We start from the raw sequence: 21,088 nt of genomic DNA, 5'->3' as shown, positions 1-21,088 counted from the left end.
AATTTGATCATGAAATTTAAGATTTCAGTGTTACTGACAGCGTTACTGTCGGTGGGGTTAGTGGCGTGTAATGATGACAACGACAATCACAAAACAAACACTCCAGTAGAGGAAGTGGTCGAAGCAACGCCTGAAACGATTAAGTTAAGTTTATTGGGGCGCTATGAAACCAATGTTTTCGCTAAAAGTGCTGCTGAAATTCCCGCTTATGATGCCGCTAGCAAACGGCTCTTTGTGGTTAATGCCCAAAAGGGCTTAGTCGATGTCTTAGATGCATCTAAACCTGAAAAGCCAGTTCATCTTGCAGAGCTTTCTGCCCGTACTTATTTAGCCAATTCGGAAGTGAACAGCGTTGCGGTTAAAAATGGCATTGTTGCGATTGCGGTCCAAGCCGAGAAAAAAACTGATACAGGTATTGTGGTATTTTTTAATGCCAAAGACTTAAGTTTTATCAGCAAAGTTACCGTGGGTTCTTTGCCCGATATGTTGACTTTTAGCCCAGATGGCAAAACTGTTTTGGTCGCCAATGAAGGTGAACCAAATGATGACTACTCAGTTGATCCTGAAGGTTCAGTCAGCATTATTGATATCAGCAATATTCAACAGCCCAAAGCCAGCGTAGCGGACTTTAAGGCATGGAATACACAAAAGGCGGATTTAATCGCTAAAGGTGTGCGTATTTTTGGACCAAATGCGAGTGTGGCTCAGGATTTAGAACCAGAATATATAACCATTTCTGCAGACAGCAAAACTGCGTGGGTCACGCTGCAAGAAAACAATGCGATTGCACGAATAGATATCGCTCAGCAGAAAGTCACCGATATTTATCCATTGGGTTATAAAGATCATGGGCAAATTGGTAATGAACTGGATGTCAGTGATAAAGACAAAAAGATCGATATCAAAACATGGGCTGGCTTGGTTGGTATGTATCAACCTGACTCGATTGCCAATTATCAAGCCAATGGTCAAACCTATTTGGTTACTGCGAATGAAGGTGATGCAAGAGCTTGGTTAAAAGATTCAGATGCATATTTTGGCGGTGATACCAGCAAAGGTTTTGTCGAAGAAATACGTGTGAAAGATTTATTCAAGAGCAGTGGTTTTACCAATAAAGTGAAAGACGAATATCCAGCACATTTGCAGAAAATTGCGGTGGGCGTCAAAGGTGCGAGATTGAATGCCGCAGTATTTGGTTATTGTGGGGCAACGACAACAGATGCAAAAGGATGTCGTGAAGATAGCCAATTAGGCCGTTTAAAAGTAACTTGGACCAAGGGTTACCAGATGTCTGCGGATGGTACCCCAAAACTGGATGCAGATGGTTATTTGGTCTATGACAAGCTTTACGCTTATGGTGCACGTTCATTCAGTATCTGGAATACTCAAGGTCAAATGATCTGGGACTCTGGTAGCGAATTCGAAAAGAAAATAGCAGAGCTTTTCCCGAATTACTTTAATACTGATCATGAGGAAGTAGCGTTTGATAAACGAAGTGCAGCTAAAGGTCCTGAGCCTGAGGGTATTGCTATCGGTACGATTGGGAAGAAAACTTTTGCTTTTATTGGCTTAGAGCGGATGAGTGGGGTGATGGTGTATGACATTAGCACACCGAATAAACCGAAGTTTATTGAATATTTTACGACGCGTAATTTTGTTGAAACCGATGCTGCAAAACAGGGCGATTTAGGACCCGAAGGTTTGATTTTCATAACAGCAAAAGACTCACCAAACGGCAAGCCTTTATTGGTGGTGGGTAATGAAGTCAGTGGTTCAACTGCGGTATATCAAGTGAATGTACAATAAGTCTTAGATATAAAAAAAGCGGGTCGATGTGATCCGCTTTTTTTATATGGGGTGGTTTTAAACTTCAATATGGCTGGGTGTATTTAAGTTTTTAATCACACTTGAAATCTGTTCCAGTGTTTCACAAATAATCACTTTGGCACGGTGCTGCGGTGGTAAGAAGCCTTCTTCAACCGCATGATCAAGCTGTGCAATCAAGGCATCATAAAAACGGTTTACGTTATAAATGATCATCGGTTTCTGGTGCTGGTTGAGTTGTCCCCAAGTGGCAATTTCCAGAATCTCTTCAAAAGTTCCCAAACCACCTGGTAGAGCAATAAAGGCACTGGCACGTTCAGCCATTAGGGCTTTGCGTTCATGCATGCTACTGACAATATGCAGTTCGGTTAGTTTATGGTGGGCAATTTCATAATCCAGCATAAATTCTGGTATCACACCAACTACTTCGCCACTATGTTCCAGTACGGTATCTGCCACTTGTCCCATTAAGCCAATACTGGCACCACCGTAGACTATACCGAAGCCTTGATTGGCAATATGCTGGGCAAGTTCAATGGCCTTGTCTCGGTAAATTGGCTTGTTGCCTGTACGTGAACCGCAATATAGCGCAATAAGAGATTGGGTCGTTATGGGAGTCGGGTTAATGCTTTTTTTCTCTGTCATTCTTAATACACTATTCATTCGTTTATTTTCACCTTATCATTTTCATTGTGCTTGTCTAGGCTAAATCAGGTTTGTGACAGTTTTATGCACACTTTACATACAATGGGCTTTTGATGTACCTCGAAAGAATTTGAAAACATCCTCAACACAAAAAAAGATGAATTTCACTGCAATCTTGCCTATACTGAAAATCCTTTTATTAATCTTTGTCCCTCTATGAGTAGTGGTTGTTGTCGCTCCGCATTGTTCTTATTTCCTAAAAAAAATGTTTTGGCTGTTTGTGCCGACCTTTTAAAATCTCAACTTCATAACAATATTGCTGATTTTGCAGAGGGGTCACCTCAATGATTCTTGAATGGATGTCTGATCCAGCTGCATGGGTTGGCTTAGCCACATTGGTGGTGCTTGAAATTGTATTAGGTATTGATAACCTCGTTTTTATTGCAATTCTGGCAGAGAAATTACCACCAGAACAACGCAATGCTGCTCGTAGAGTAGGTTTGATTCTCGCCTTGCTGATGCGTTTGGGATTGCTTGCGGCAATTGCATGGGTCGTGACACTCACTGAACCACTGTTTCATATTTTTGATCATGCCTTTTCTGGTCGTGACCTAATTTTATTGTTTGGTGGTGTGTTCTTATTATTTAAGGGCACCATGGAGCTGCATGAGCGAATTGAGGGGCACCAAACACTGAAAGAAGAAAATCCAGTGCATGCCACTTTCTGGATGGTTATTGTTCAGATTGTAGTTTTAGATGCAGTCTTTTCTTTAGATAGTGTGATTACTGCGGTTGGTATGGTGAAGCATCAAAGTGTAATGATGCTGGCAATGATTATTGCTGTTGGTATTATGCTTTGGGCATCAAAACCACTGATGGACTTTGTGAATAAGCACCCAACCGTGGTGATTCTGTGTCTTGGCTTCCTGATGATGATTGGTTTCTCATTGGTGGTTGAAGGCTTTGGTTTCCATATTCCAAAAGGTTATTTATACGCTGCGATTGGTTTCTCGGTGTTGGTGGAAATGGTCAACCAAACCATGCGTCGTAACCAAGAGAAATTGGTGACGACCACCGATTTACGTTACCGCACCGCCTCTGCCGTACTGCGTATGTTGGGCAGTAAGGGCAATGGTAACGAAAGTCAGAACAAAGAAGCAGAAGATGTTTTAGCGACTCAAGCTTATGCCAAAGAAGTCTTTGATGAAGACAATGGCGTATATCACAGTGTCTTGGTTCAAGGGGTATTGGGTTTATCTGAGCGTCCAGTCAAGTCGGTGATGACACCGCGTCCAGAGTTGGAGTGGCTAGACTTGGATGATGATCCAGCTGAGTTAAAAGAACGTTTAATGGCAATGACCCATTCGCGTTTGATCATTGCCCGTGGTGAGTTAGACAATATCGAAGGTATTGTTCTCACCCATAAAGTATTGAATGAATATATCGAAACTGGTGCGATTGATTTCAGTAAACACTTACGCGAACCTGTGATTGTGCATGAAAATGCACAAGTGTTGATGGTGATGGAGCAATTACGTCAAGCACCATTACAAATGGCGATTGTCCTGAACGAATATGGTTCGATTGAAGGGATAGCCACTCCAATTGATATGCTAGAAGCGATTGCGGGTGAATTCCCTGATGAAGATGAATTGGAAGCAACTGCAGAAAGTCTAGATGACGGTTCTATGTTGTTAGAAGGTTCAACCGACATTCGTCACGTTTCTTTGTTATTGGGCAAAGATTTGGTCGACGAAAGCGAAGAATACTCAACCTTGTCGGGTTATATCTTATTCCATCTGGGTCGTTTACCTGAAAATGGTGACATGATTGAAGTCGATGGCTATCGTTTTGAAGTGGTGACAATGGATGGGCACAAGATTGAAAAAGTGCGCATCCTTGCGAAAGAGAAGACAACCGAGAAATAATTAAGCTTTAGCAAATAGCCTTTGAGTTTGACCTTGTGGTACAAGGTTTTTCTCAGGGCTATTTTCATTTGAGAATTGGAAATGACACCATCACAAAATTGTCCATGTGGGCAGGGGCGATATGCTGCATGTTGTCAGCCGTTGCACTTAAAACAGCAAGTTGCTCAAACTGCGGAGCAATTGATGCGCTCACGTTATAGTGCTTTTGCATTGCAACAGATTGACTATATTCTGCAAACGACAGCCTTGGGGCAGCAAAGCGCTTTAGATCGGGCAGCGATTGCCGACTGGAGCCAATCGAATCAATGGCTCAAACTGGACGTGGTGCAGCATCAACCCAAGCTGGATAAAACCCATGCGCTGGTTGAGTTCAAGGCACATTATCATGATGGTAAACAGGCCCATATTCATCATGAAATTTCACATTTTGTATTGCATCAACAACAGTGGTATTTCCTTGACCCGACTCTAGACATGCAAATCACCATGAAACAACCCTGCATTTGTGGCTCAGGGAAAAAATTTAAGCAATGTTGTGCGCAATTCATCTAAGTTTGTCTTAGAATAGCGCACACTTTTACGCCTGATTTAGGGATGTAGGCAGATGTTACTCACCGTAATTTATATTATTGCCATTACTGCGGAAGCGATGACAGGTGCATTGTCCGCAGGTCGACGCAGTATGGACTGGTTTGGTGTGGTACTGATTGCCTGTGTCACGGCATTAGGTGGTGGCTCAGTACGTGATGTGCTGCTCGGGCATTATCCTTTAACCTGGGTCAAGCATCCTGAATATTTAGTACTGACCTGTATTGCTGCCTTTGTCACGATTATTATTGCCAAATGGATGCGCCATCTGCGTAATATCTTCTTGGTACTCGATGCCTTAGGTTTAATTGGTTTTACTATTATTGGTTGCCAGATTGCCTTGTCGATGGGGCATGGTTTTGTGGTGTCAGCGGTTGCAGGGGTACTCACTGGAGTGTCGGGTGGTATTCTGCGCGATATTCTGTGTAATGACGTCCCTTTGGTGTTCCGTCGTGAGCTCTATGCCAGTATTTCCTTTGTTGCGGTAATTTGTTATTGGGTATGCTTGGAAGTCGGTTTACCACACGATCTTACTGTGATTTTTACCTTGGTATTTGGCTTTACGCTACGTTTGATTGCAATTTATTTTGGTTTGGAAATGCCGAAATTTATTTATAAAGAAGATGATGCCGAGTCTGCTTCTTCCACAGATGAGCATTGATTTTTCTAAGTTAAAAGAAAAATATATGACAAGAGCAAAAAATATTATCTTGAATAGCGGCTTTATGCCACTTGTCAGCTTCTAAATCATGAAGAATGTTTAAGTTTTGAGGCATTGTAATCTTCCTAAGACACCATTTGACGTTTAAACAACAACAAGGACTTGTCACAACGCTTTCATCCACATAGCATACAAAACATTGACGATAATAAATGATTTTGGATGACTCGCTGAAATGACCAGCCTTGCACATCATGCAACAGAAAACCGTTCCGTAGCCGAATTCACTGAACAGGCTTACTTGAACTATGCCATGTACGTGATTATGGATCGTGCATTGCCCCATATCAGTGATGGTTTAAAACCTGTACAGCGCCGTATTGTCTATGCGATGAGCGAGCTGGGCTTAAAATCGACGGGTAAGCCGAAAAAATCGGCACGTACCGTCGGTGACGTACTCGGTAAATACCATCCGCATGGTGACTCAGCCTGTTATGAAGCGATGGTGTTGATGGCACAGCCATTTAGCTATCGTTACCCACTGGTTGAGGGTCAGGGCAACTGGGGTTCACCTGATGATCCAAAATCATTCGCGGCAATGCGTTATACCGAAGCTAAACTTTCGGCTTATAGTGAATTATTGCTGAGTGAGCTTGGGCAGGGCACCAGTGAATGGCAAGATAACTTCGATGGTTCAATGAAAGAGCCAATCACGTTGCCTGCACGTATTCCCAATATTTTATTGAATGGTACCACGGGTATCGCGGTAGGGATGGCAACCGATATCCCACCACATAACTTGCGTGAAGTGGTGAAAGGCACGATTGCACTGATTCGCAATCCTGAAACCACAGATGAAAAATTAGCAGAATATATTCCTGCGCCAGATTTACCGACCAAAGCTGAAATTATTACTCCGCCTGAAGAATTACTGAAAATTCAAACCACAGGTCGTGGTAGTTACCGTGTTCGAGCAGTATATACGGTCGAGAAAAATGAAATCGTGATTAGCGAATTACCCTATCAGGTTTCTGGTTCAAAGGTTGTGACCCAAATTGCCGATCAAATGATTGCCAAGAAGTTGCCACTGGTTGCCGATATTCGTGATGAATCTGATCATCGGAATCCAACGCGTTTGGTAATTGTGCTGCGCTCGAATCGTGTCGATGCAGAAACGGTAATGAGTCACTTGTTTGCGACGACTGATTTGGAATCAAGCTATCGTGTCAACCTGAACATGATTGGAGCCGACGGTCGCCCACAGGTGAAATCGATTCGCCGAATCTTGTTAGAGTGGATTGAGATCCGTAAGCAAACGGTAACGCGTCGTTTGCAATATCATTTAACCAAAATTGAAAAGCGTTTACATATCTTGGCTGGTCTTTTAATTGCCTACTTAGATATTGATACCGTGATTCGGATTATTCGTGAAGAAGACCAGCCAAAACCTGAATTGATGCAGCATTTTGGCATTGATGAAATTCAAGCTGAAGCCATTTTAGAACTCAAGCTCCGCCATTTAGCCAAACTTGAAGAAATGGAAATTCGCCGTGAGCAAGAAGAACTGGAAGCTAAAGCTGCCATTATTCGTGAGCAATTGGCAAATCCTGAATCATTGAAAAATCTTATTATCAGTGAGTTAAAAGAAGACGCGAAAAAATTTGGTGACGATCGTCGTTCACCAATCGTTGCTCGCGCAGACGCGGTTCAGATTAAAGAACAAGATTTAATGCCAGCAGAAGCGGTGACTGTGGTCTTGTCAGAAGCAGGTTGGGTGCGTGCTGCCAAAGGGGCGGAAGTAGATGCTGCAAATCTTAACTTCCGAGCGGGAGACCAATATTTAAGTCATGCGGTGGGTAAAACCAATCAGCGTGTGTACTTCTTAGATCAAACAGGACGTAGTTATGCCTTGCCGATTAGCAGTTTGCCTTCTGCTCGTGGCTTAGGTGAGCCGCTTAGTTCAAAACTGTCTCCAGCCAGTGGTGTTTCATTTATCCAAGTCTTTATTGAGGATGATAATAATGAATTACTCGCTGTCAGCTCAAAAGGTTACGGCTTTAAAACCCAGGCCGCGCAATTGGATACCAATGCCAAAGCAGGTAAGGCATTCTTGACAGTTGCAGATAAGGGAACTGCTTTGCCATTACTGCCGATTCAGCAGGCAACTCATGTTGCGATTCTAAGTTCATCAGGACGTTTATTGATTATTGATTTAGCTGAACTTCCAGTTCTGAATAAAGGTAAAGGTAACAAGTTGATACAACTTGATGAAAAAGAGCAAATTTTATCCATGACAACCCTGACGTTAGATGAAATAATCCAAGTCGCTGCAGGACAACAGCATCTAAAACTGAAAGGCGATGATTTACAAAAATATCTAGGAAAAAGAGCAACAAAGGGGCAACTTTTACCACGTGGATATCAAAAAGCAAATAGACTCTTCATTCAGAGATAAGGCTAGTATTCTGTGATACAAATACGTTATATATGACAATGTATTCATATTGTTTGAATAGATTGACAGGGCAATTCAAAAAGTTAAAAAAAATGTTTTGTCATGGACGTAACGTTGTTACATTTTTAAGGATTACCACTCGGAGATAATGGCATTATGGAAAAGATTTGGTTTGCTGAATACCAAAAGACAGGAATTCCAGAAACAGTTGAACTGCCTGCTGAAAACACCTCACTTGTTGATATTTTTGAACGCAATTTCCAAAAATTTGGTTCACGCGATGCCTTTATCTTCATGGATAAAGTTTTAACGTTTAATGAATTAGAAGTCGCTAGCCGTAAATTTGCTGCTTATTTACAAAGCTTAGGCTTAGCAAAAGGAACACGTGTTGCGGTAATGATGCCGAACGTTTTCCAATATCCAGTGGTGGCTTTAGGTGTGTTTCGCGCAGGTTTAGTGCTTGTAAACGTGAATCCATTGTACACAGCGCGTGAGCTTGAGCATCAATTGAATGACTCTGGTGCGGAAGCATTGGTGATCATTGAAAACTTTGCCAGCGTTTATCAAAGCATTATTGGTAAAACACCCGTGAAGCATGTTGTGGTGGCTTCAGTGGGTGATATGTTGGGTACGCTGAAAGGCACATTGGTCAACTTTGTGTTACGTAAAGTTCGTAAGCAAATCCCAGCGTGGAATATCCCAGGTCACACTAAATTTAATGCTGCATTAAATAAAGCTAATCCAAGCAATTATAAACGTCCAAGTTTAACTTTGAGCGATACGGCTGTACTGCAATACACAGGTGGTACAACAGGTGTTTCTAAAGGTGCTGAATTGACGCATCGTAACCTTGTTGCAAATTTACTTCAGTGTGAAGCAATTTTCTCAAGTAAGTTTGGTGCTTCTGACAGTGCCAAAGGTGACCGCATTGTTTGTGCATTACCGCTTTATCACATCTTTGCGTTCATGGTATGTGCGCTTTACGGTATGTATAAAGGCCAAGCGAATATCTTGATTCCAAATCCACGTGACTTGCCAGCAGTGGTTGGTGAATTACGTAAATACCAGCCATCATTCTTCCCAGCAGTAAACACATTGTTTAATGCTTTAGTGAACAATGAAGAGTTCAAACAACTTGACCATAGCAATCTGAAGATGGCGATGGGCGGTGGTATGGCGGTATTGCCTTCAACTGCGGCAGCATGGAAAAAGATCACAGGTACAACCATTATTGAAGGTTATGGTCTATCTGAGACTTCGCCTGTTGCAACAGCGAATCCACCTGCAACAACTGAATTCAGTGGCACCATTGGTATTCCATTACCATTAACTGAAGTTGCGATCTTGGATGATGACGGTAATGAAGTCGCACTGGGTGAACAAGGTGAGATCTCAATCCGTGGTCCACAAGTCATGAAAGGTTATTGGAACCGTCCAGATGAAACAGCAAAAGTCATGACTGCTGATAATTTCTTCCGTACAGGTGATATCGGTGTCATGGATTCACGTGGTTATGTGAAGATTGTTGACCGTAAGAAAGACATGATCTTGGTATCTGGTTTTAACGTTTATCCAAGTGAAATTGAAGAAGTGATTGCGAAACATCCTAAAGTATTGGAAGTGGCTGCAATTGGCGTTCCAGATGAAAAATCAGGTGAAGTGCCAAAATTATTCATCGTGAAAAAAGATCCTTCTTTAACCACTGAAGAAATTATTGCTTATGCAAAACAAAACCTAACAGGTTATAAGTGCCCACGTTATGTTGAGTTTATGGAAGAATTACCGAAGTCAAACGTAGGTAAAATCTTACGTAAAGACTTACGTAAACCAGCTTAAGTACAGTAAATAAAAAAACGCTGCAATCGCAGCGTTTTTTTTATTTGGATTTATTTGGTGCTATTTGATTTCATTAACCAGCGGTCTATATAAGGTCGTCCAATACCGACAATGCCGACAAAAACCACCATCGTCGCGAGTTGGAAACGTAAACGGGTTGGATCAATGCCATTAAAGCTAAAATAATTATCAGCAATAGCATACAGCACAATTCCTGCTAGCCAGTGCCATAGAGTCAAACGGTAAATGCCAACGGCATAAAAGGCAATAGTTAGAATCACAAATGTGCCTAAGGTGGATTGCCAATTTAGATTGGCGCAAATCACACTGAGTAGAAATGCCATGATAGGGAGCACAACTTTCAGCACACGATCAACCAAGAGTTGATGTTGTCGTTGTTGTGCCAAAACATCAAACATTTCTTTTTGATCTTGCTGCTGCATAGTTTGACCTTAAAACTGTATGAAAAAACACAACTTTTACACAAAAACGCGGTGTAAAAGAAACGCTTGTAGAACAAGCATAAATGAAAGTTCAATAAATTATAGATTATGATAGCATGATCAGAAGAACTTCAAATGATGGATGTCAGCATGCAAGGTATTAGCGGCATTATATTGATGATTATAGTCGCATGTTTGTTGCCGTATGTATTTACCTTGATTGCAAAATCAAAAGGTGGTTTTCAAGCAAAAGATAATCAAAATCCGCGCGAGTTTTTAGCTAAAACAACAGGGTTGTCTGCACGAGCCAATGCCGTGCAACAAAATAGCTTTGAAAGTTTACCTTTGTTTATTGCTGCGATTTTGATGGCAGAATATATGGTTGTGCCGGAACGCTTTATTCTTACCTTGGGCTGGGCTTACATCGTATTCCGTGTGATTTACGGCATTTGTTATCTAGCCAATTTAGCGACTTTACGTTCAATCATTTGGTTTTTCTCTCTGCTTTGTCCAATTTTACTGTTCGTGATCACAATCAAAATGACCTGATTGCCGTTGGTTATAAAATTCTCCAGCTGTTTGCATATCTAGCATCATTTTCATTGTATTCACGTTATAATCTGTCCGATTTACATCTGACTTCACAATATTAAACGAGTGTTGATATGAGTTATAGCAATATTCCTGCGGGTAAAGACGCACCTAATGACATCTATGTCATCATCGAAATTCCTGCAAATGCAGCGCCAATCAAATATGAAATCGATAAAGATTCAGATGCGTTATTTGTAGACCGTTTCATGGGTACAGCAATGTTCTACCCAGCAAACTACGGTTATGTACCAAATACATTGTCTGAAGATGGTGACCCATTAGACGTACTTGTTGTAACTCCACATCCTGTTGCTGCTGGTTCTGTGATTCGTTGCCGTCCAGTAGGCAAATTAAAAATGGAAGATGATGGTGGTATCGATGCGAAATTAATCGCTGTTCCACACGAAAAATTATCTCCACTTTATAAAGATGTTCAAGAATATACGGATCTTCCGCCATTATTGATCAGCCAAGTTGAGCATTTCTTTGCTCACTACAAAGATTTAGAGCCTGGTAAGTGGGTAAAAATCAGTGGTTGGGAAGGTGCTGACGTTGCGAAAGCTGAAGTACTTAAAGCAATCGAAGCTGCTAAAAAGTAACTTTGAGATGCTCGACCAGAGTTTAAAAATTTAAAATCTGGTCATAAAAAAAACTCCATTCATTTGAATGGAGTTTTTTTATTGCTTGATCAACTGTGAATTAGAATAATTTCACAGGGATATCAAGCCAGATACGCCATTCGTTGGTATCACCGATATAAGTCTGATCATACGCATCGCTTGCACGGTAGTACGAGTGACGTAAACGTAAGCTCGCATCTTTGGCAAAACCAGATTGAACGGTGTATTTCACTTGGTTAAAGAATTCACGTTCAGTTGCATTATCTGCTGTACGTACACGGGCAATAACCTGATCACTTGCATTTTTAACTGCTGCATTTGCATCGATATCCCAGCCATAGACAAAGGCTGTAGTCCAGCTTAAGCCTGGTACACCGAAGCTACCAAAATCAAGGCTATATTGAAGTTGAGCAGATTTTTCATCGTTACCAATAAAGTCAGATAGGTAAGAGTTTGGAAGGTAGATTGTCTGGTGACCATCACCTACACCTTTACCAAGACCATAGTCATAACCAGCATTACCACTGTTTTGTTGATAGGCAACCATTACAGTATGTGGGCCAGTGTTATATGTTGTAGATATTGCCCAAATAGAGTTTTGGAACTTATCATCTGCTGAACCAATATAAGAATATAGGCTGTCATTTGATTTACGATCCCAGTCAGTATGGTAACCGCTAAAGTCATAAGTTAATGAACTATTATTAGCTAAAGCTTGTTTAAAGTTCACGTTTGCGTAATGACGTTCTAAACGATCTTTGATATCAGTACCGTAGTAAGCTGTATTTAATTGATCGTTTACTTTGTATTTAGCACCCCAAACGACTGCTTGGTCTAAGCGGTTGCCATCAGATTTAATTTGGTCAGAATATTGGTTTTTTGTGAATTTACCTGCAGTTAACTCTAAGCCATTAATTTCACGGCTGTTTGCTAGTACACCTTCAAAATATTCAGGAACTAGACGAGCAGTGTTACTTGCTAAAACAGGTAAATCAAGGATTTGTGTACCGTAGGTCACGGTCGTATTAGAAATACGTGCTTTTACAAAACCGCCACCACGTGCCCAATGGTCATATGCGTCACCCGCACCATCTACACCATTTAGGCGTTCGCGTGGGATCATGCCGTTACCAGCATTTTTGTTTGAGCCTAATTTAAAAGACGCATCACCAATAATACCCGCACCAAAGCCAACTAAACCTTGAGTAAAACCAGTTTCCAGTTTTACCATTGCCGTCTGAGCATATGAGCTAGTGTCTTCGACACCATTCTTTTTGTCACGATTTAAATAACCAGTACGGAATAAAATATCCCCTTTGGCATCTTCAACAAGTCCTTTTGCTTCGCTTTGTTCGCTTGCATATGTTGAGGTAATTAACGCGGCATTAATCAAAACCGCTAAAGTAAGTTTATTTGCCTTTGGCATAGCTCGCCTCATTAAAAAAAATAAATTTGGGATAGAACCGAAATTTTGACCAATTGTATAAGTTATGCATAAAAAAGATAGATTTTTATTAAAATAATTTAATTAATATTAAATAAAATACTTATATAATTTTATGATTTGTTTCTCGTTTAAAAAAACATCAAATTAAATTTAAGATAATGATTTTTATATCTAATTTAATTTATTTTGGTTGTAAAATAAGCTGTATATTTTTTGATTTATTTTTATAAAAATATGTGATTTATTGCATTATTTTTTCTTTTTATTTAATGAGTTATTTTTTCTTTGTTTAAAAAATAAGCGTATCGGTTTGCAAAAAATACCATCCCGACGAATGGCAGTGACTGATCAATCCAAAAGTTACAGATGTTCAGGTTAATTTAAGTTTTTTGCCAATGCACCTTTATGATACATCGCTGCTTTTTTCCATAAAATGCTTGTCTTTTGAGCGGCTCAGTTGATTTGACCCCAAATACTATGCATCTTTTTTGTGCAATAAATGTTCTATATTTTTCTGTTGCTTCTAAATAGTTCAAAAAAACTGATTTGTTTTTGATAAGTGCCAATTCCAAGACACTCTTGATTGAACTTCAGCACCTTTATGAGACAAGATCGAGATTTAACGCAGTTTTTATAAAGTTGGCACAGCAATTGCTAATTACTTTGCGATGCAATTTAAAACATAAATCAGTCGAATATCCATCATGGGGGAGATCAATATGATGAAATTTGCATGTAAAGCAATCGCGTTGAGTATTTGTGCAGTGACTTCGACTTTTGCTATGGCGGAAGAAACAAATACATTATCTCAATACGGCCTTAGCTTTTCTGGAACCGCTGCGTTAACGACTGATTATCGTTATCGTGGTATTACTCAAACTGAAGGTGATCCTGCAGTACAAGGTGGATTCGCATTAACGCATTCATCTGGCTTATATGCGGGTGTTTGGGCTTCAAATGTACATTTTAGTGCAGACAACCCAACTCATTTAGAGCTTGATCCATATGTCGGTTATGCAACTGAACTTCCATTTGCTGGTAAACCGACTTTAGATGTGGGTTTATGGTACTACGGTTATCCAAGTTCATCGGATATAAACTGGTTAGAGTTATACGCTAAGCTAGGTTTTAAAAATGTATTGGCATCTGGCGACAGTTTACTAGGTGCTTTGAACTATACCAATGATTTTGCAGGTACTGACGAAAACGGTTGGTATGTAAATGCAACCTATAATGTGCCTTTTGCAGATACTGGTTTTGGTGGTGTGGCAAGTGTGGGTTACACCAAAGTGGATAACTATGACTTTAGTGACACTGGTGCTGAAGATGACAACTATGTGGACTGGAAAGTTGGGGTAACTTATAGTGTCAAATCGGTATCTGGTTTAACGGCTGAGTTAGCAGCTGTGGGAACCAATATTGACGCGGATGCTCAACCATATAAACGTGGTACTGAAACAGGTGCAGTGTTTACTCTAACTAAAGCATTCTAAGTTTCTTTGAGTAATTAAGAAATAAAAAAGCCAGCATTGTTGCTGGCTTTTTTATTTCTTGAGCATAGAGGTATTAAGCCTGATTAAAATATAGATAGCCCCATTCTGATAATCAGAAAAACTAAAAGGACAAGAAAAAATAATCTGATAAATTGGCTGCCATAGCGTAATGCCAGAAAAACACCCACTAAAGAACCCATGATATTACAGGCGGCGATTGTTAATCCGATTTCCCACAAGACATGACCTGTAGGGATAAAAAATAACAGTGCTGCGCTAAATGTCCCAAGGTTTACAATTTTTGCGGAGGCAGATGCATTGAGAAAATCAAAACCAAACACTTTGACGAATAGAAAAAGAAGAAAGCTGCCACTCCCAGGTCCAAAAATACCATCATAAAAGCCTATTAATCCTCCAAAAAGGATGCCGAGACAGATTTCTTTATGCCCGCATTTGACATAAGTACTTTGTGCACCTAAGTCCTTCTTTAAAAAAGTATAAATGGCCATCATGATGAGTAAAAAGAAAATGACATACGTCATCAATTGTTTTGGTATATAGGCAGTGGTCATTGCACCAATAAATGCGAATATAAATGCTGCTAGCATCGTGGGAATCAGAAGCTTCCACACAAAAGTGATTTTACGAACATATCTAAAAATCGAGGCTGTAGTTCCAGCCCAAACTGCTAATTTATTGGTGCCAAAAACAGTTGCAATACTATGCTGTGGCAATGCATGTAACAGCGCTGGAATTTGTACTAAACCACCACCACCTACTGCGGCATCGATTAGGCCACCACAGAAGGCAAAGAGTCCTAAAGTAAATAGGGCGGTTTCGTTGATCATAAAAAATCAGCCAATCTGAGGACAAATGATATTGTTGTGTATGTTTTATTCAGTGTTTTAAATAACAATCTAACGGCATGATTAAAACATTGTTTGCTTGGCTTTGTTGTTTTTTTATGCAGATTAAAAATAAAGGTTTGAATGAATGAAAGTTCTTTACTCGGCTAAAACAGTGCTTTTGTGCGCTATGTCGAGTACCAATAGCCCATTTTGGTTGCAAGATTTCCTTATTTTTTGCAATACAAATACCGCTATAAACCAAAAATTTCACCTTTCACTTTTTAGTTATTGATTTTATTGGTATTTATTTTTATTTAAGCTTGGCACAGCATTTGCTAAATAGCTGGTGATGCAATTTAAAACTTAAAAATCAATTGAGTATCTAAAATATAGGGGGAGACCAATATGATGAAATTTGCATGCAAGGCTGCTGTACTGGGAATGCTGACCACAGCATCAACTTTGAGTTTGGCTGAGGAAACTAAACTACCATTTCCTGGCACAATTACAGGAAATGTTAATGTTGTGTCTAGCTATAATTTACGTGGCATGACCAACTCGCCAGAAAGCGATACACCAGCGGTTCAAGGGGGGCTGGATTATAGTCATGACAGTGGATTCTATCTGGGCTATTGGTTTTCGACTTTAACCGCTGCCTATGCTGATTTTAATACTTCCCCAACCGATGTGAAGGAAGAGAAAAAGTCCTTCGAGAATGATTTTTATGCAGGATATAAAGGCAAAATTACCGAAGATCTTGGCTATCAAATTGGGGGAACGGTTTATTACTATTATCCAGGTTGGGAGTCGACAGGCTATGAAACCATCTTGGGGCTAAGTTATAAAGATTTCAGCATTACCGCACAGACCTTATTAAATAATGTTACCTTTGGAAACAAGGGCGATACCTATTTCTTGGCGACGTATGCGCCAAAACTTGCAGGTGGTTTTACAGGGAAAGCACAAGTTGCAGCCTATTATTATGGCGACGACGATGAATATCTGGCTTATCAAGCCAAAGCTGGTGATGTGACCAAAACAGATTTTGCCTTCCGTCATGCAACACTGGGTTTATCGCACCCATTGGGCAATACGGGCGCAACTTGGAGTCTGGATTATATTTTCGGTGGTTATACTCGTGATGAAACCAAACAAAAGAATAAAGTGGTATTAGCCCTTGGTTATGCGTTCTAACTTATTCTTATCAATAAAAAAGCGATCTTTAGGTCGCTTTTTTATTTTTGCTGGCCGCGATAGGACAATGCTTCAGTAATATGTTGACTACTGATTGACTCACTCTGAGCTAAATCTGCAATGGTTCGAGCCACTCTTAACACCCGATGATAGGCACGAGCAGAAAGGTTGAGCCGCTGTTGTGCCATTTCAATAATTTTCGTCGAGCTGTTATCTAACGAAGCATGCTGTTCTAATAATTTGGGTGAGAGTGCCTGATTTAAACACTGTTGTCTTTGGATCTGTTTTTCATAAGCATGGATAACCCGTTGTCGTACCGTGTCAGAGTTTTCGGTTGGGGTTCGATCCTGTAATTCTTGTGCCTGTAAGGGCGGTACATCAATGTGCAAATCAATACGATCTAATAAAGGACCAGAAATTCGATTTTGATAACGCTGAATGCTTTCTGCTGAACATTGGCAGCGGCTATCTTGATTAAAAGCATAACCACAAGGACAAGGATTCATTGCGGCAATAAATTGAAAATTTGCAGGAAAGGTCATTTGCCGTGCTGCTCGTGAAATCACAATCTCTTTGGACTCCAGTGGTTGACGTAAGACTTCGAGGACTTTTCGGTCAAACTCAGGCAACTCATCCAAAAATAAAACACCTAAATGCGCCAAGGTGATTTCACCAGGTTTGGGCTGGGAACCACCGCCAACCAAAGCAATTGCAGATGCGGTATGGTGTGGTGCTCTAAATGGTCTTTGTCCAAAAGTATGTTGTGCGTTAGCAACCGAATAAATACTTGCAACTTCTAAGTTTTCGCGTGCATTCAAAGGGGGCAAAATAGAAGGAAGGCGTGAAGCCAACAGTGTTTTTCCAGTCCCTGGGGGCCCTTTAAACAATAATGAGTGCCCACCGGCGGCAGCAATTTCCAAAGCACGACGTGGGCGAAGTTGTCCTTTTACATCGGCAAGATCGAATTGATAATAGGAGGCGGCTGCGGTTATTCTTTGTGGTGCAGCTTGAATCTGGGAATTGCCCGAAAAATGTGCACAAACCTCTTGTAGATGATTGGCTGCATAGACTTCAAAATTGGGAAGCTGGTTGGCTTCATCTAAATTTGCAGTTGGTAGTAATAAGCGATGTTGGGCGTGTTGACAAGCCATCGCAATGGTCAATGCACCTGATATGGGGCGTAAATGTCCATCTAATGCCAGTTCACCAATAAATTCAAAGCCTTCAGTGCTATTTTCTGGTAACTGTCCTGAAGCGATCAGAATACCGAGCGCAATCGGTAAGTCGAGTCTGGAACCATCTTTAGGTAAATCCGCAGGCGCTAAATTAATGGTTAAGCGCTTGGTTGGAAACTGAAAACCGCTATTAATGATGGCTGAGCGGACACGGTCTTTACTTTCACGTACTGCAGCTTCGGGTAACCCGACAATTGTGAGTGAAGGCAAGCCTGAACTAATGTGGACTTCAACTTCAATTTGCGGGGCATGTAGCCCCAATAAGCCTCTCGTATAGATCTTGGCAAAAGACATCTTATTATTGTTCCATTGTGGTGCTTTATTTTTAATCATTTTCCAGTGCTGATTGCACCGAATTGGTGCTTATTTTTTATTCTGAACGATTTCCTCAAGTATTTTCATCTGTTGCTGAAGTTCAGTAAGGCGTTGATTGGCTATATTGAGTGCAGTTCTTTGACGGTCGAGTTCTTGCTTAGAGACAAGATCTAGTTTTTCGATACTTTCATTCAATAATGCACGTAAGTTTTTTTCTAAATCTTTTTTAGGTTGGTCTACTTGCTGCAAAATTGCCTGTAAAAGAGTCTCAATCATAAAGTGCTCAATAGGTTATGTACATTTGCTACTCAGTGTATCACTGCTGGATCTAATCCTCTAGCACAGTTCGGGACAGAAGGATGAGTGACTCTATGATTTTATTCAATATCGTGAAATGAAACTTATTTTCAGTGCACTATCTACATCTTCAAGGCTAAATAGGTTATAAAGAAAGCTTGTGCTCAATATTTAAAAATCCCCAACCTTTAAATATTGGCATGAAAATTGAACATAAAACCTTACTGGTGAAAATAAGCCGAAGGAAAACAAACATGAAGCTTGTAACTGCAATTGTAAAACCATTTAAATTAGATGATGTGCGTGAAGCACTCTCTGAAATTGGTGTTCAAGGGATTACCGTAACTGAAGTCAAAGGTTTCGGACGTCAAAAAGGTCATACTGAATTGTATCGTGGTGCAGAGTATGTCGTTGATTTCTTACCGAAAGTAAAAATTGAAATTGCGATTAGTGATGAAATGGTTGATGCAGTCATTGAATCAATTACTCGTGTCGCAAGCACAGGCAAAATTGGTGATGGAAAAATCTTTGTCACGAATTTAGAGCAAGTGATCCGTATCCGTACGGGTGAGACTGGGCCAGATGCTGTCTAAATTGGCACAAACTTTGCTGAGTTAGAAATTAAGAGAAATAGCTCACAAAATAAGGTTGGGGGACACGAATGAAAAAAATGCTTATGGCGCTCAGTCTATCTGGCGCACTCTTAGGTGGTTCAGCGGTGGTTTGGGCAGAAGATGCTGCATCAACACCAGCGACTGAACAAACTGTAGCCGTAGCGGACACGGGCACTGCAACAACTGAAATTGTTGCAGTTGAAGCGCCTGTTGCTGAAGAAGCTGCGCCAGCTGCTGTGGCGACAGTAGATACAGGTGATACAGCTTGGGTTCTTGTTTCAACAGCACTCGTTCTGTTGATGACTATTCCTGGTTTGGCGCTGTTCTATGGTGGTATGGTCCGTAAGAAAAACGTTCTTAGTACCATGATGTTCAGCCTTTCAGCAGCAATCTTGGTCAGCTTAATCTGGGTGATTGCAGGATACTCCTTAGCTTTCTCTGGTTCAGGTGCTTATGTTGGTGACTTGGGCAAGGCGATGTTGAATGGCGTTGCATTCGATGCCTTAAGTGGAACAATTCCTGAAAGCTTATTTGTTATTTTCCAAATGACGTTTGCGATCATCACGGTTGCGATTATCAGCGGTTCGATTGCAGATCGTATGAAATATTCAGCATTTATGGCTTTTATCGCAGTATGGGTAATTTTGGTTTATGCACCAATCACTCACTGGGTATGGGCGGCTGATGGCTGGTTATTCAAAGCGGGTGCATTAGATTTTGCGGGTGGTACCGTTGTCCATATTAACGCAGGTGTTGCAGGTTTAGTTGCAGCTTATATGCTAGGTAAACGTACTGGTTTAGGCCGTGAATCAATGGCTCCACATAACTTAACTTTAACGGTTATTGGTGCAAGCTTGATTTGGGTAGGTTGGTTCGGCTTTAACGGTGGTAGTGCGTTAGGTGCTGGTGCGCGTGCAAGTATGGCGATTCTTGTAACTCAAGTTGCTGCTGCCGCTGCTGCATTCTCTTGGCTAATTGTAGAACGTCTAATTCGTGGTAAAGCATCAGTACTTGGTGGCGCATCAGGTGCAGTTGCTGGTTTGGTTGTGATTACGCCTGCTGCTGGTTTCGTCGGTGTTGGTGGTGCCTTAATCATGGGCTTGATTGGTGGCGTGGTGTGCTTCTGGGGGATTACTGCCCTGAAACGCCTACTTAAAGCGGATGATGCCTTGGATGCATTCGGTTTACACGCAGTAGGTGGTATTGTCGGTGCGATTCTTACAGGGATCTTCTATAGCGATGAAATCATCAAAGCGGCTAATGTTGCACTAGCTCCGACTTTTGCTGGTCAATTATGGGTACAAATTGAAGGTGTATTAGCAACAATCGCATATAGCGCAATTGTAACCTTCATTATCCTGAAAGTGATTGATTTGGTGATTGGTATCCGTGTCAGCGCTGATGATGAGCGTATGGGTCTTGACCTTAGCCAACATGGCGAACGTATCGAATAATTGGCAGAACGTCCAATTTAAAAAAACAGCCTAATCGGGCTGTTTTTTTTATGCCTTTTGGGTGCTAGTTCAGCAAATGAAGAAACTTTGCTACACTTAAGCAAAGTGAGTAAATAATCGCGCAACTATGCATTGTCCATTTTGTAACGCTGCTGATAGTAAAGTCATAGACTCCCGTTTGGCTGCCGAAGGCTGCCAGATTCGTCGTCGTCGTGAGTGTGTTATTTGTGGGGAGCGTTTTACCACCTTTGAAAGTTATGATGTAGTGATGCCACGCGTCATCAAATCGGATGGTAAAAGTGAGCCGTTTGACGAGGAAAAATTGCGTCGTTCCTTAATGCATGCCTTACAAAAACGTCCTGTCACTCAAGAACAAATTGAAACGGTACTCAGTGATATTCAATCGCAGATTCGTCGTCTAGGCGAGCGTGATGTCAAATCCAGAACCATTGGTGAAATTGTGATGCAGGCATTATTTGCATTGGATCATGTCGCCTACGTTAGATTTGCCTCTGTGTATCAGGATTTCCAAGATGTAGAAGCATTTCGCCACCAGATTGAGCAAATGCAACAACGTGAAAATGAAGCTTAAATTCG

At 40.9% G+C, this 21,088-nt stretch carries 19 protein-coding genes; 13 read left to right on the top strand and 6 right to left on the bottom strand.

The window, feature by feature from the left end; genetic code table 11:
• Window positions 1–9 precede the first annotated feature (9 nt).
• On the top strand, window positions 10–1,806 hold the full coding sequence (locus NDN11_RS17015) for a choice-of-anchor I family protein (protein ID WP_251110288.1): 1,797 nt from the start codon (window positions 10–12) through the stop codon (window positions 1,804–1,806).
• A 57-nt stretch (window positions 1,807–1,863) separates the two neighbouring features.
• Here the strand turns inward: NDN11_RS17015 and NDN11_RS17010 are convergent, their stop codons facing one another.
• On the bottom strand, window positions 1,864–2,487 hold the full coding sequence (locus NDN11_RS17010) for an LOG family protein (protein WP_167250154.1): 624 nt from the start codon (window positions 2,485–2,487) through the stop codon (window positions 1,864–1,866).
• Window positions 2,488–2,813: 326 nt separating this feature from the next.
• On the opposite strand from NDN11_RS17010, the gene NDN11_RS17005 reads away from it, so the two are divergent.
• The 5 genes from NDN11_RS17005 to NDN11_RS16985 all read left to right on the top strand — a co-directional run bounded on the left by NDN11_RS17005 (window position 2,814) and on the right by NDN11_RS16985 (window position 9,937).
• Window positions 2,814–4,397 (top strand): TerC family protein, encoded by a 1,584-nt coding sequence (locus NDN11_RS17005; protein WP_251110287.1) that lies wholly within the window; start codon window positions 2,814–2,816, stop codon window positions 4,395–4,397.
• 81 nt (window positions 4,398–4,478) lie between these two features.
• Window positions 4,479–4,949 carry a YchJ family protein gene (locus tag NDN11_RS17000; protein WP_167250158.1) on the top strand — a complete coding sequence of 157 codons (471 nt, stop codon included), beginning with the start codon at window positions 4,479–4,481 and terminating at the stop codon, window positions 4,947–4,949.
• A 52-nt stretch (window positions 4,950–5,001) separates the two neighbouring features.
• Entirely contained in the window at window positions 5,002–5,646 is a 645-nt protein-coding gene (locus NDN11_RS16995) for a trimeric intracellular cation channel family protein (protein WP_004802075.1), read from the top strand.
• 235 nt (window positions 5,647–5,881) lie between these two features.
• On the top strand, window positions 5,882–8,101 hold the full coding sequence (parC, locus tag NDN11_RS16990) for a DNA topoisomerase IV subunit A (RefSeq protein WP_251110286.1): 2,220 nt from the start codon (window positions 5,882–5,884) through the stop codon (window positions 8,099–8,101).
• Window positions 8,102–8,257: 156 nt separating this feature from the next.
• Complete coding sequence (locus NDN11_RS16985) at window positions 8,258–9,937, top strand: long-chain-fatty-acid--CoA ligase (protein WP_167250162.1); 1,680 nt, start codon at window positions 8,258–8,260, stop codon at window positions 9,935–9,937.
• A gap of 50 nt (window positions 9,938–9,987) precedes the next feature.
• Here the strand turns inward: NDN11_RS16985 and NDN11_RS16980 are convergent, their stop codons facing one another.
• Window positions 9,988–10,380: a hypothetical protein gene (locus NDN11_RS16980; RefSeq protein WP_251110285.1), complete on the bottom strand. Its 393-nt coding sequence runs from the start codon at window positions 10,378–10,380 to the stop codon at window positions 9,988–9,990.
• Window positions 10,381–10,530: 150 nt separating this feature from the next.
• Between NDN11_RS16980 and NDN11_RS16975 the strand changes: the two genes are divergently transcribed.
• The gene (locus NDN11_RS16975) at window positions 10,531–10,929 is read left to right on the top strand and encodes an MAPEG family protein (RefSeq protein WP_004802081.1); all 399 of its coding nucleotides are present in this window, start codon (window positions 10,531–10,533) and stop codon (window positions 10,927–10,929) included.
• A gap of 116 nt (window positions 10,930–11,045) precedes the next feature.
• Entirely contained in the window at window positions 11,046–11,573 is a 528-nt protein-coding gene (gene ppa, locus NDN11_RS16970; RefSeq protein ID WP_004656389.1) for an inorganic diphosphatase, read from the top strand.
• Window positions 11,574–11,673: 100 nt separating this feature from the next.
• On the opposite strand, the gene NDN11_RS16965 is transcribed toward ppa, so the two are convergent.
• Window positions 11,674–13,020: an OprD family outer membrane porin gene (locus tag NDN11_RS16965; RefSeq protein WP_167250166.1), complete on the bottom strand. Its 1,347-nt coding sequence runs from the start codon at window positions 13,018–13,020 to the stop codon at window positions 11,674–11,676.
• Window positions 13,021–13,760: 740 nt separating this feature from the next.
• Here NDN11_RS16965 and NDN11_RS16960 point away from each other — a divergent pair.
• Window positions 13,761–14,534 (top strand): TorF family putative porin, encoded by a 774-nt coding sequence (locus NDN11_RS16960; RefSeq protein ID WP_251110284.1) that lies wholly within the window; start codon window positions 13,761–13,763, stop codon window positions 14,532–14,534.
• An 83-nt stretch (window positions 14,535–14,617) separates the two neighbouring features.
• On the opposite strand, the gene NDN11_RS16955 is transcribed toward NDN11_RS16960, so the two are convergent.
• Window positions 14,618–15,382: a sulfite exporter TauE/SafE family protein gene (locus NDN11_RS16955; protein ID WP_251110283.1), complete on the bottom strand. Its 765-nt coding sequence runs from the start codon at window positions 15,380–15,382 to the stop codon at window positions 14,618–14,620.
• A gap of 405 nt (window positions 15,383–15,787) precedes the next feature.
• On the opposite strand from NDN11_RS16955, the gene NDN11_RS16950 reads away from it, so the two are divergent.
• Window positions 15,788–16,576 carry a TorF family putative porin gene (locus NDN11_RS16950; protein WP_251110282.1) on the top strand — a complete coding sequence of 263 codons (789 nt, stop codon included), beginning with the start codon at window positions 15,788–15,790 and terminating at the stop codon, window positions 16,574–16,576.
• Between the two features lie 41 nt (window positions 16,577–16,617).
• Here NDN11_RS16950 and NDN11_RS16945 read toward each other — a convergent pair whose 3' ends face one another.
• Both NDN11_RS16945 and NDN11_RS16940 read right to left on the bottom strand, forming a co-directional pair.
• Window positions 16,618–18,105: a YifB family Mg chelatase-like AAA ATPase gene (locus tag NDN11_RS16945; RefSeq protein WP_251111562.1), complete on the bottom strand. Its 1,488-nt coding sequence runs from the start codon at window positions 18,103–18,105 to the stop codon at window positions 16,618–16,620.
• A gap of 69 nt (window positions 18,106–18,174) precedes the next feature.
• Window positions 18,175–18,402, bottom strand: a complete 228-nt coding sequence (locus tag NDN11_RS16940) for an accessory factor UbiK family protein (protein ID WP_167250174.1) — start codon at window positions 18,400–18,402, stop codon at window positions 18,175–18,177.
• 275 nt (window positions 18,403–18,677) lie between these two features.
• Between NDN11_RS16940 and glnK the strand changes: the two genes are divergently transcribed.
• The 3 genes from glnK (at window position 18,678) to nrdR (ending at window position 21,083) form a co-directional block, all read left to right on the top strand.
• Entirely contained in the window at window positions 18,678–19,016 is a 339-nt protein-coding gene (gene glnK / locus NDN11_RS16935) for a P-II family nitrogen regulator (RefSeq protein ID WP_004656379.1), read from the top strand.
• A gap of 68 nt (window positions 19,017–19,084) precedes the next feature.
• Window positions 19,085–20,491: an ammonium transporter gene (locus NDN11_RS16930; protein ID WP_251110281.1), complete on the top strand. Its 1,407-nt coding sequence runs from the start codon at window positions 19,085–19,087 to the stop codon at window positions 20,489–20,491.
• 127 nt (window positions 20,492–20,618) lie between these two features.
• Complete coding sequence (gene nrdR, locus NDN11_RS16925; RefSeq protein WP_167250178.1) at window positions 20,619–21,083, top strand: transcriptional regulator NrdR; 465 nt, start codon at window positions 20,619–20,621, stop codon at window positions 21,081–21,083.
• Window positions 21,084–21,088: the final 5 nt, after the last annotated feature.

The organism is Acinetobacter sp. C26M (assembly GCF_023702675.1).
Lineage (GTDB): Bacteria > Pseudomonadota > Gammaproteobacteria > Pseudomonadales > Moraxellaceae > Acinetobacter.
This window is presented reverse-complemented; position numbering and strand designations above follow the sequence as displayed.

Coding starts and splice junctions, on each gene's coding strand:
- NDN11_RS17015 (WP_251110288.1), top strand. CDS start 10: ATGAAATTTAAGATTTCAGTGTTACTGACAGCGTTACTGTCGGTGGGG.
- NDN11_RS17010 (WP_167250154.1), bottom strand. CDS start 2,487: ATGAATAGTGTATTAAGAATGACAGAGAAAAAAAGCATTAACCCGACT.
- NDN11_RS17005 (WP_251110287.1), top strand. CDS start 2,814: ATGATTCTTGAATGGATGTCTGATCCAGCTGCATGGGTTGGCTTAGCC.
- NDN11_RS17000 (WP_167250158.1), top strand. CDS start 4,479: ATGACACCATCACAAAATTGTCCATGTGGGCAGGGGCGATATGCTGCA.
- NDN11_RS16995 (WP_004802075.1), top strand. CDS start 5,002: ATGTTACTCACCGTAATTTATATTATTGCCATTACTGCGGAAGCGATG.
- parC (WP_251110286.1), top strand. CDS start 5,882: ATGACCAGCCTTGCACATCATGCAACAGAAAACCGTTCCGTAGCCGAA.
- NDN11_RS16985 (WP_167250162.1), top strand. CDS start 8,258: ATGGAAAAGATTTGGTTTGCTGAATACCAAAAGACAGGAATTCCAGAA.
- NDN11_RS16980 (WP_251110285.1), bottom strand. CDS start 10,380: ATGCAGCAGCAAGATCAAAAAGAAATGTTTGATGTTTTGGCACAACAA.
- NDN11_RS16975 (WP_004802081.1), top strand. CDS start 10,531: ATGCAAGGTATTAGCGGCATTATATTGATGATTATAGTCGCATGTTTG.
- ppa (WP_004656389.1), top strand. CDS start 11,046: ATGAGTTATAGCAATATTCCTGCGGGTAAAGACGCACCTAATGACATC.
- NDN11_RS16965 (WP_167250166.1), bottom strand. CDS start 13,020: ATGCCAAAGGCAAATAAACTTACTTTAGCGGTTTTGATTAATGCCGCG.
- NDN11_RS16960 (WP_251110284.1), top strand. CDS start 13,761: ATGATGAAATTTGCATGTAAAGCAATCGCGTTGAGTATTTGTGCAGTG.
- NDN11_RS16955 (WP_251110283.1), bottom strand. CDS start 15,382: ATGATCAACGAAACCGCCCTATTTACTTTAGGACTCTTTGCCTTCTGT.
- NDN11_RS16950 (WP_251110282.1), top strand. CDS start 15,788: ATGATGAAATTTGCATGCAAGGCTGCTGTACTGGGAATGCTGACCACA.
- NDN11_RS16945 (WP_251111562.1), bottom strand. CDS start 18,105: ATGTCTTTTGCCAAGATCTATACGAGAGGCTTATTGGGGCTACATGCC.
- NDN11_RS16940 (WP_167250174.1), bottom strand. CDS start 18,402: ATGATTGAGACTCTTTTACAGGCAATTTTGCAGCAAGTAGACCAACCT.
- glnK (WP_004656379.1), top strand. CDS start 18,678: ATGAAGCTTGTAACTGCAATTGTAAAACCATTTAAATTAGATGATGTG.
- NDN11_RS16930 (WP_251110281.1), top strand. CDS start 19,085: ATGAAAAAAATGCTTATGGCGCTCAGTCTATCTGGCGCACTCTTAGGT.
- nrdR (WP_167250178.1), top strand. CDS start 20,619: ATGCATTGTCCATTTTGTAACGCTGCTGATAGTAAAGTCATAGACTCC.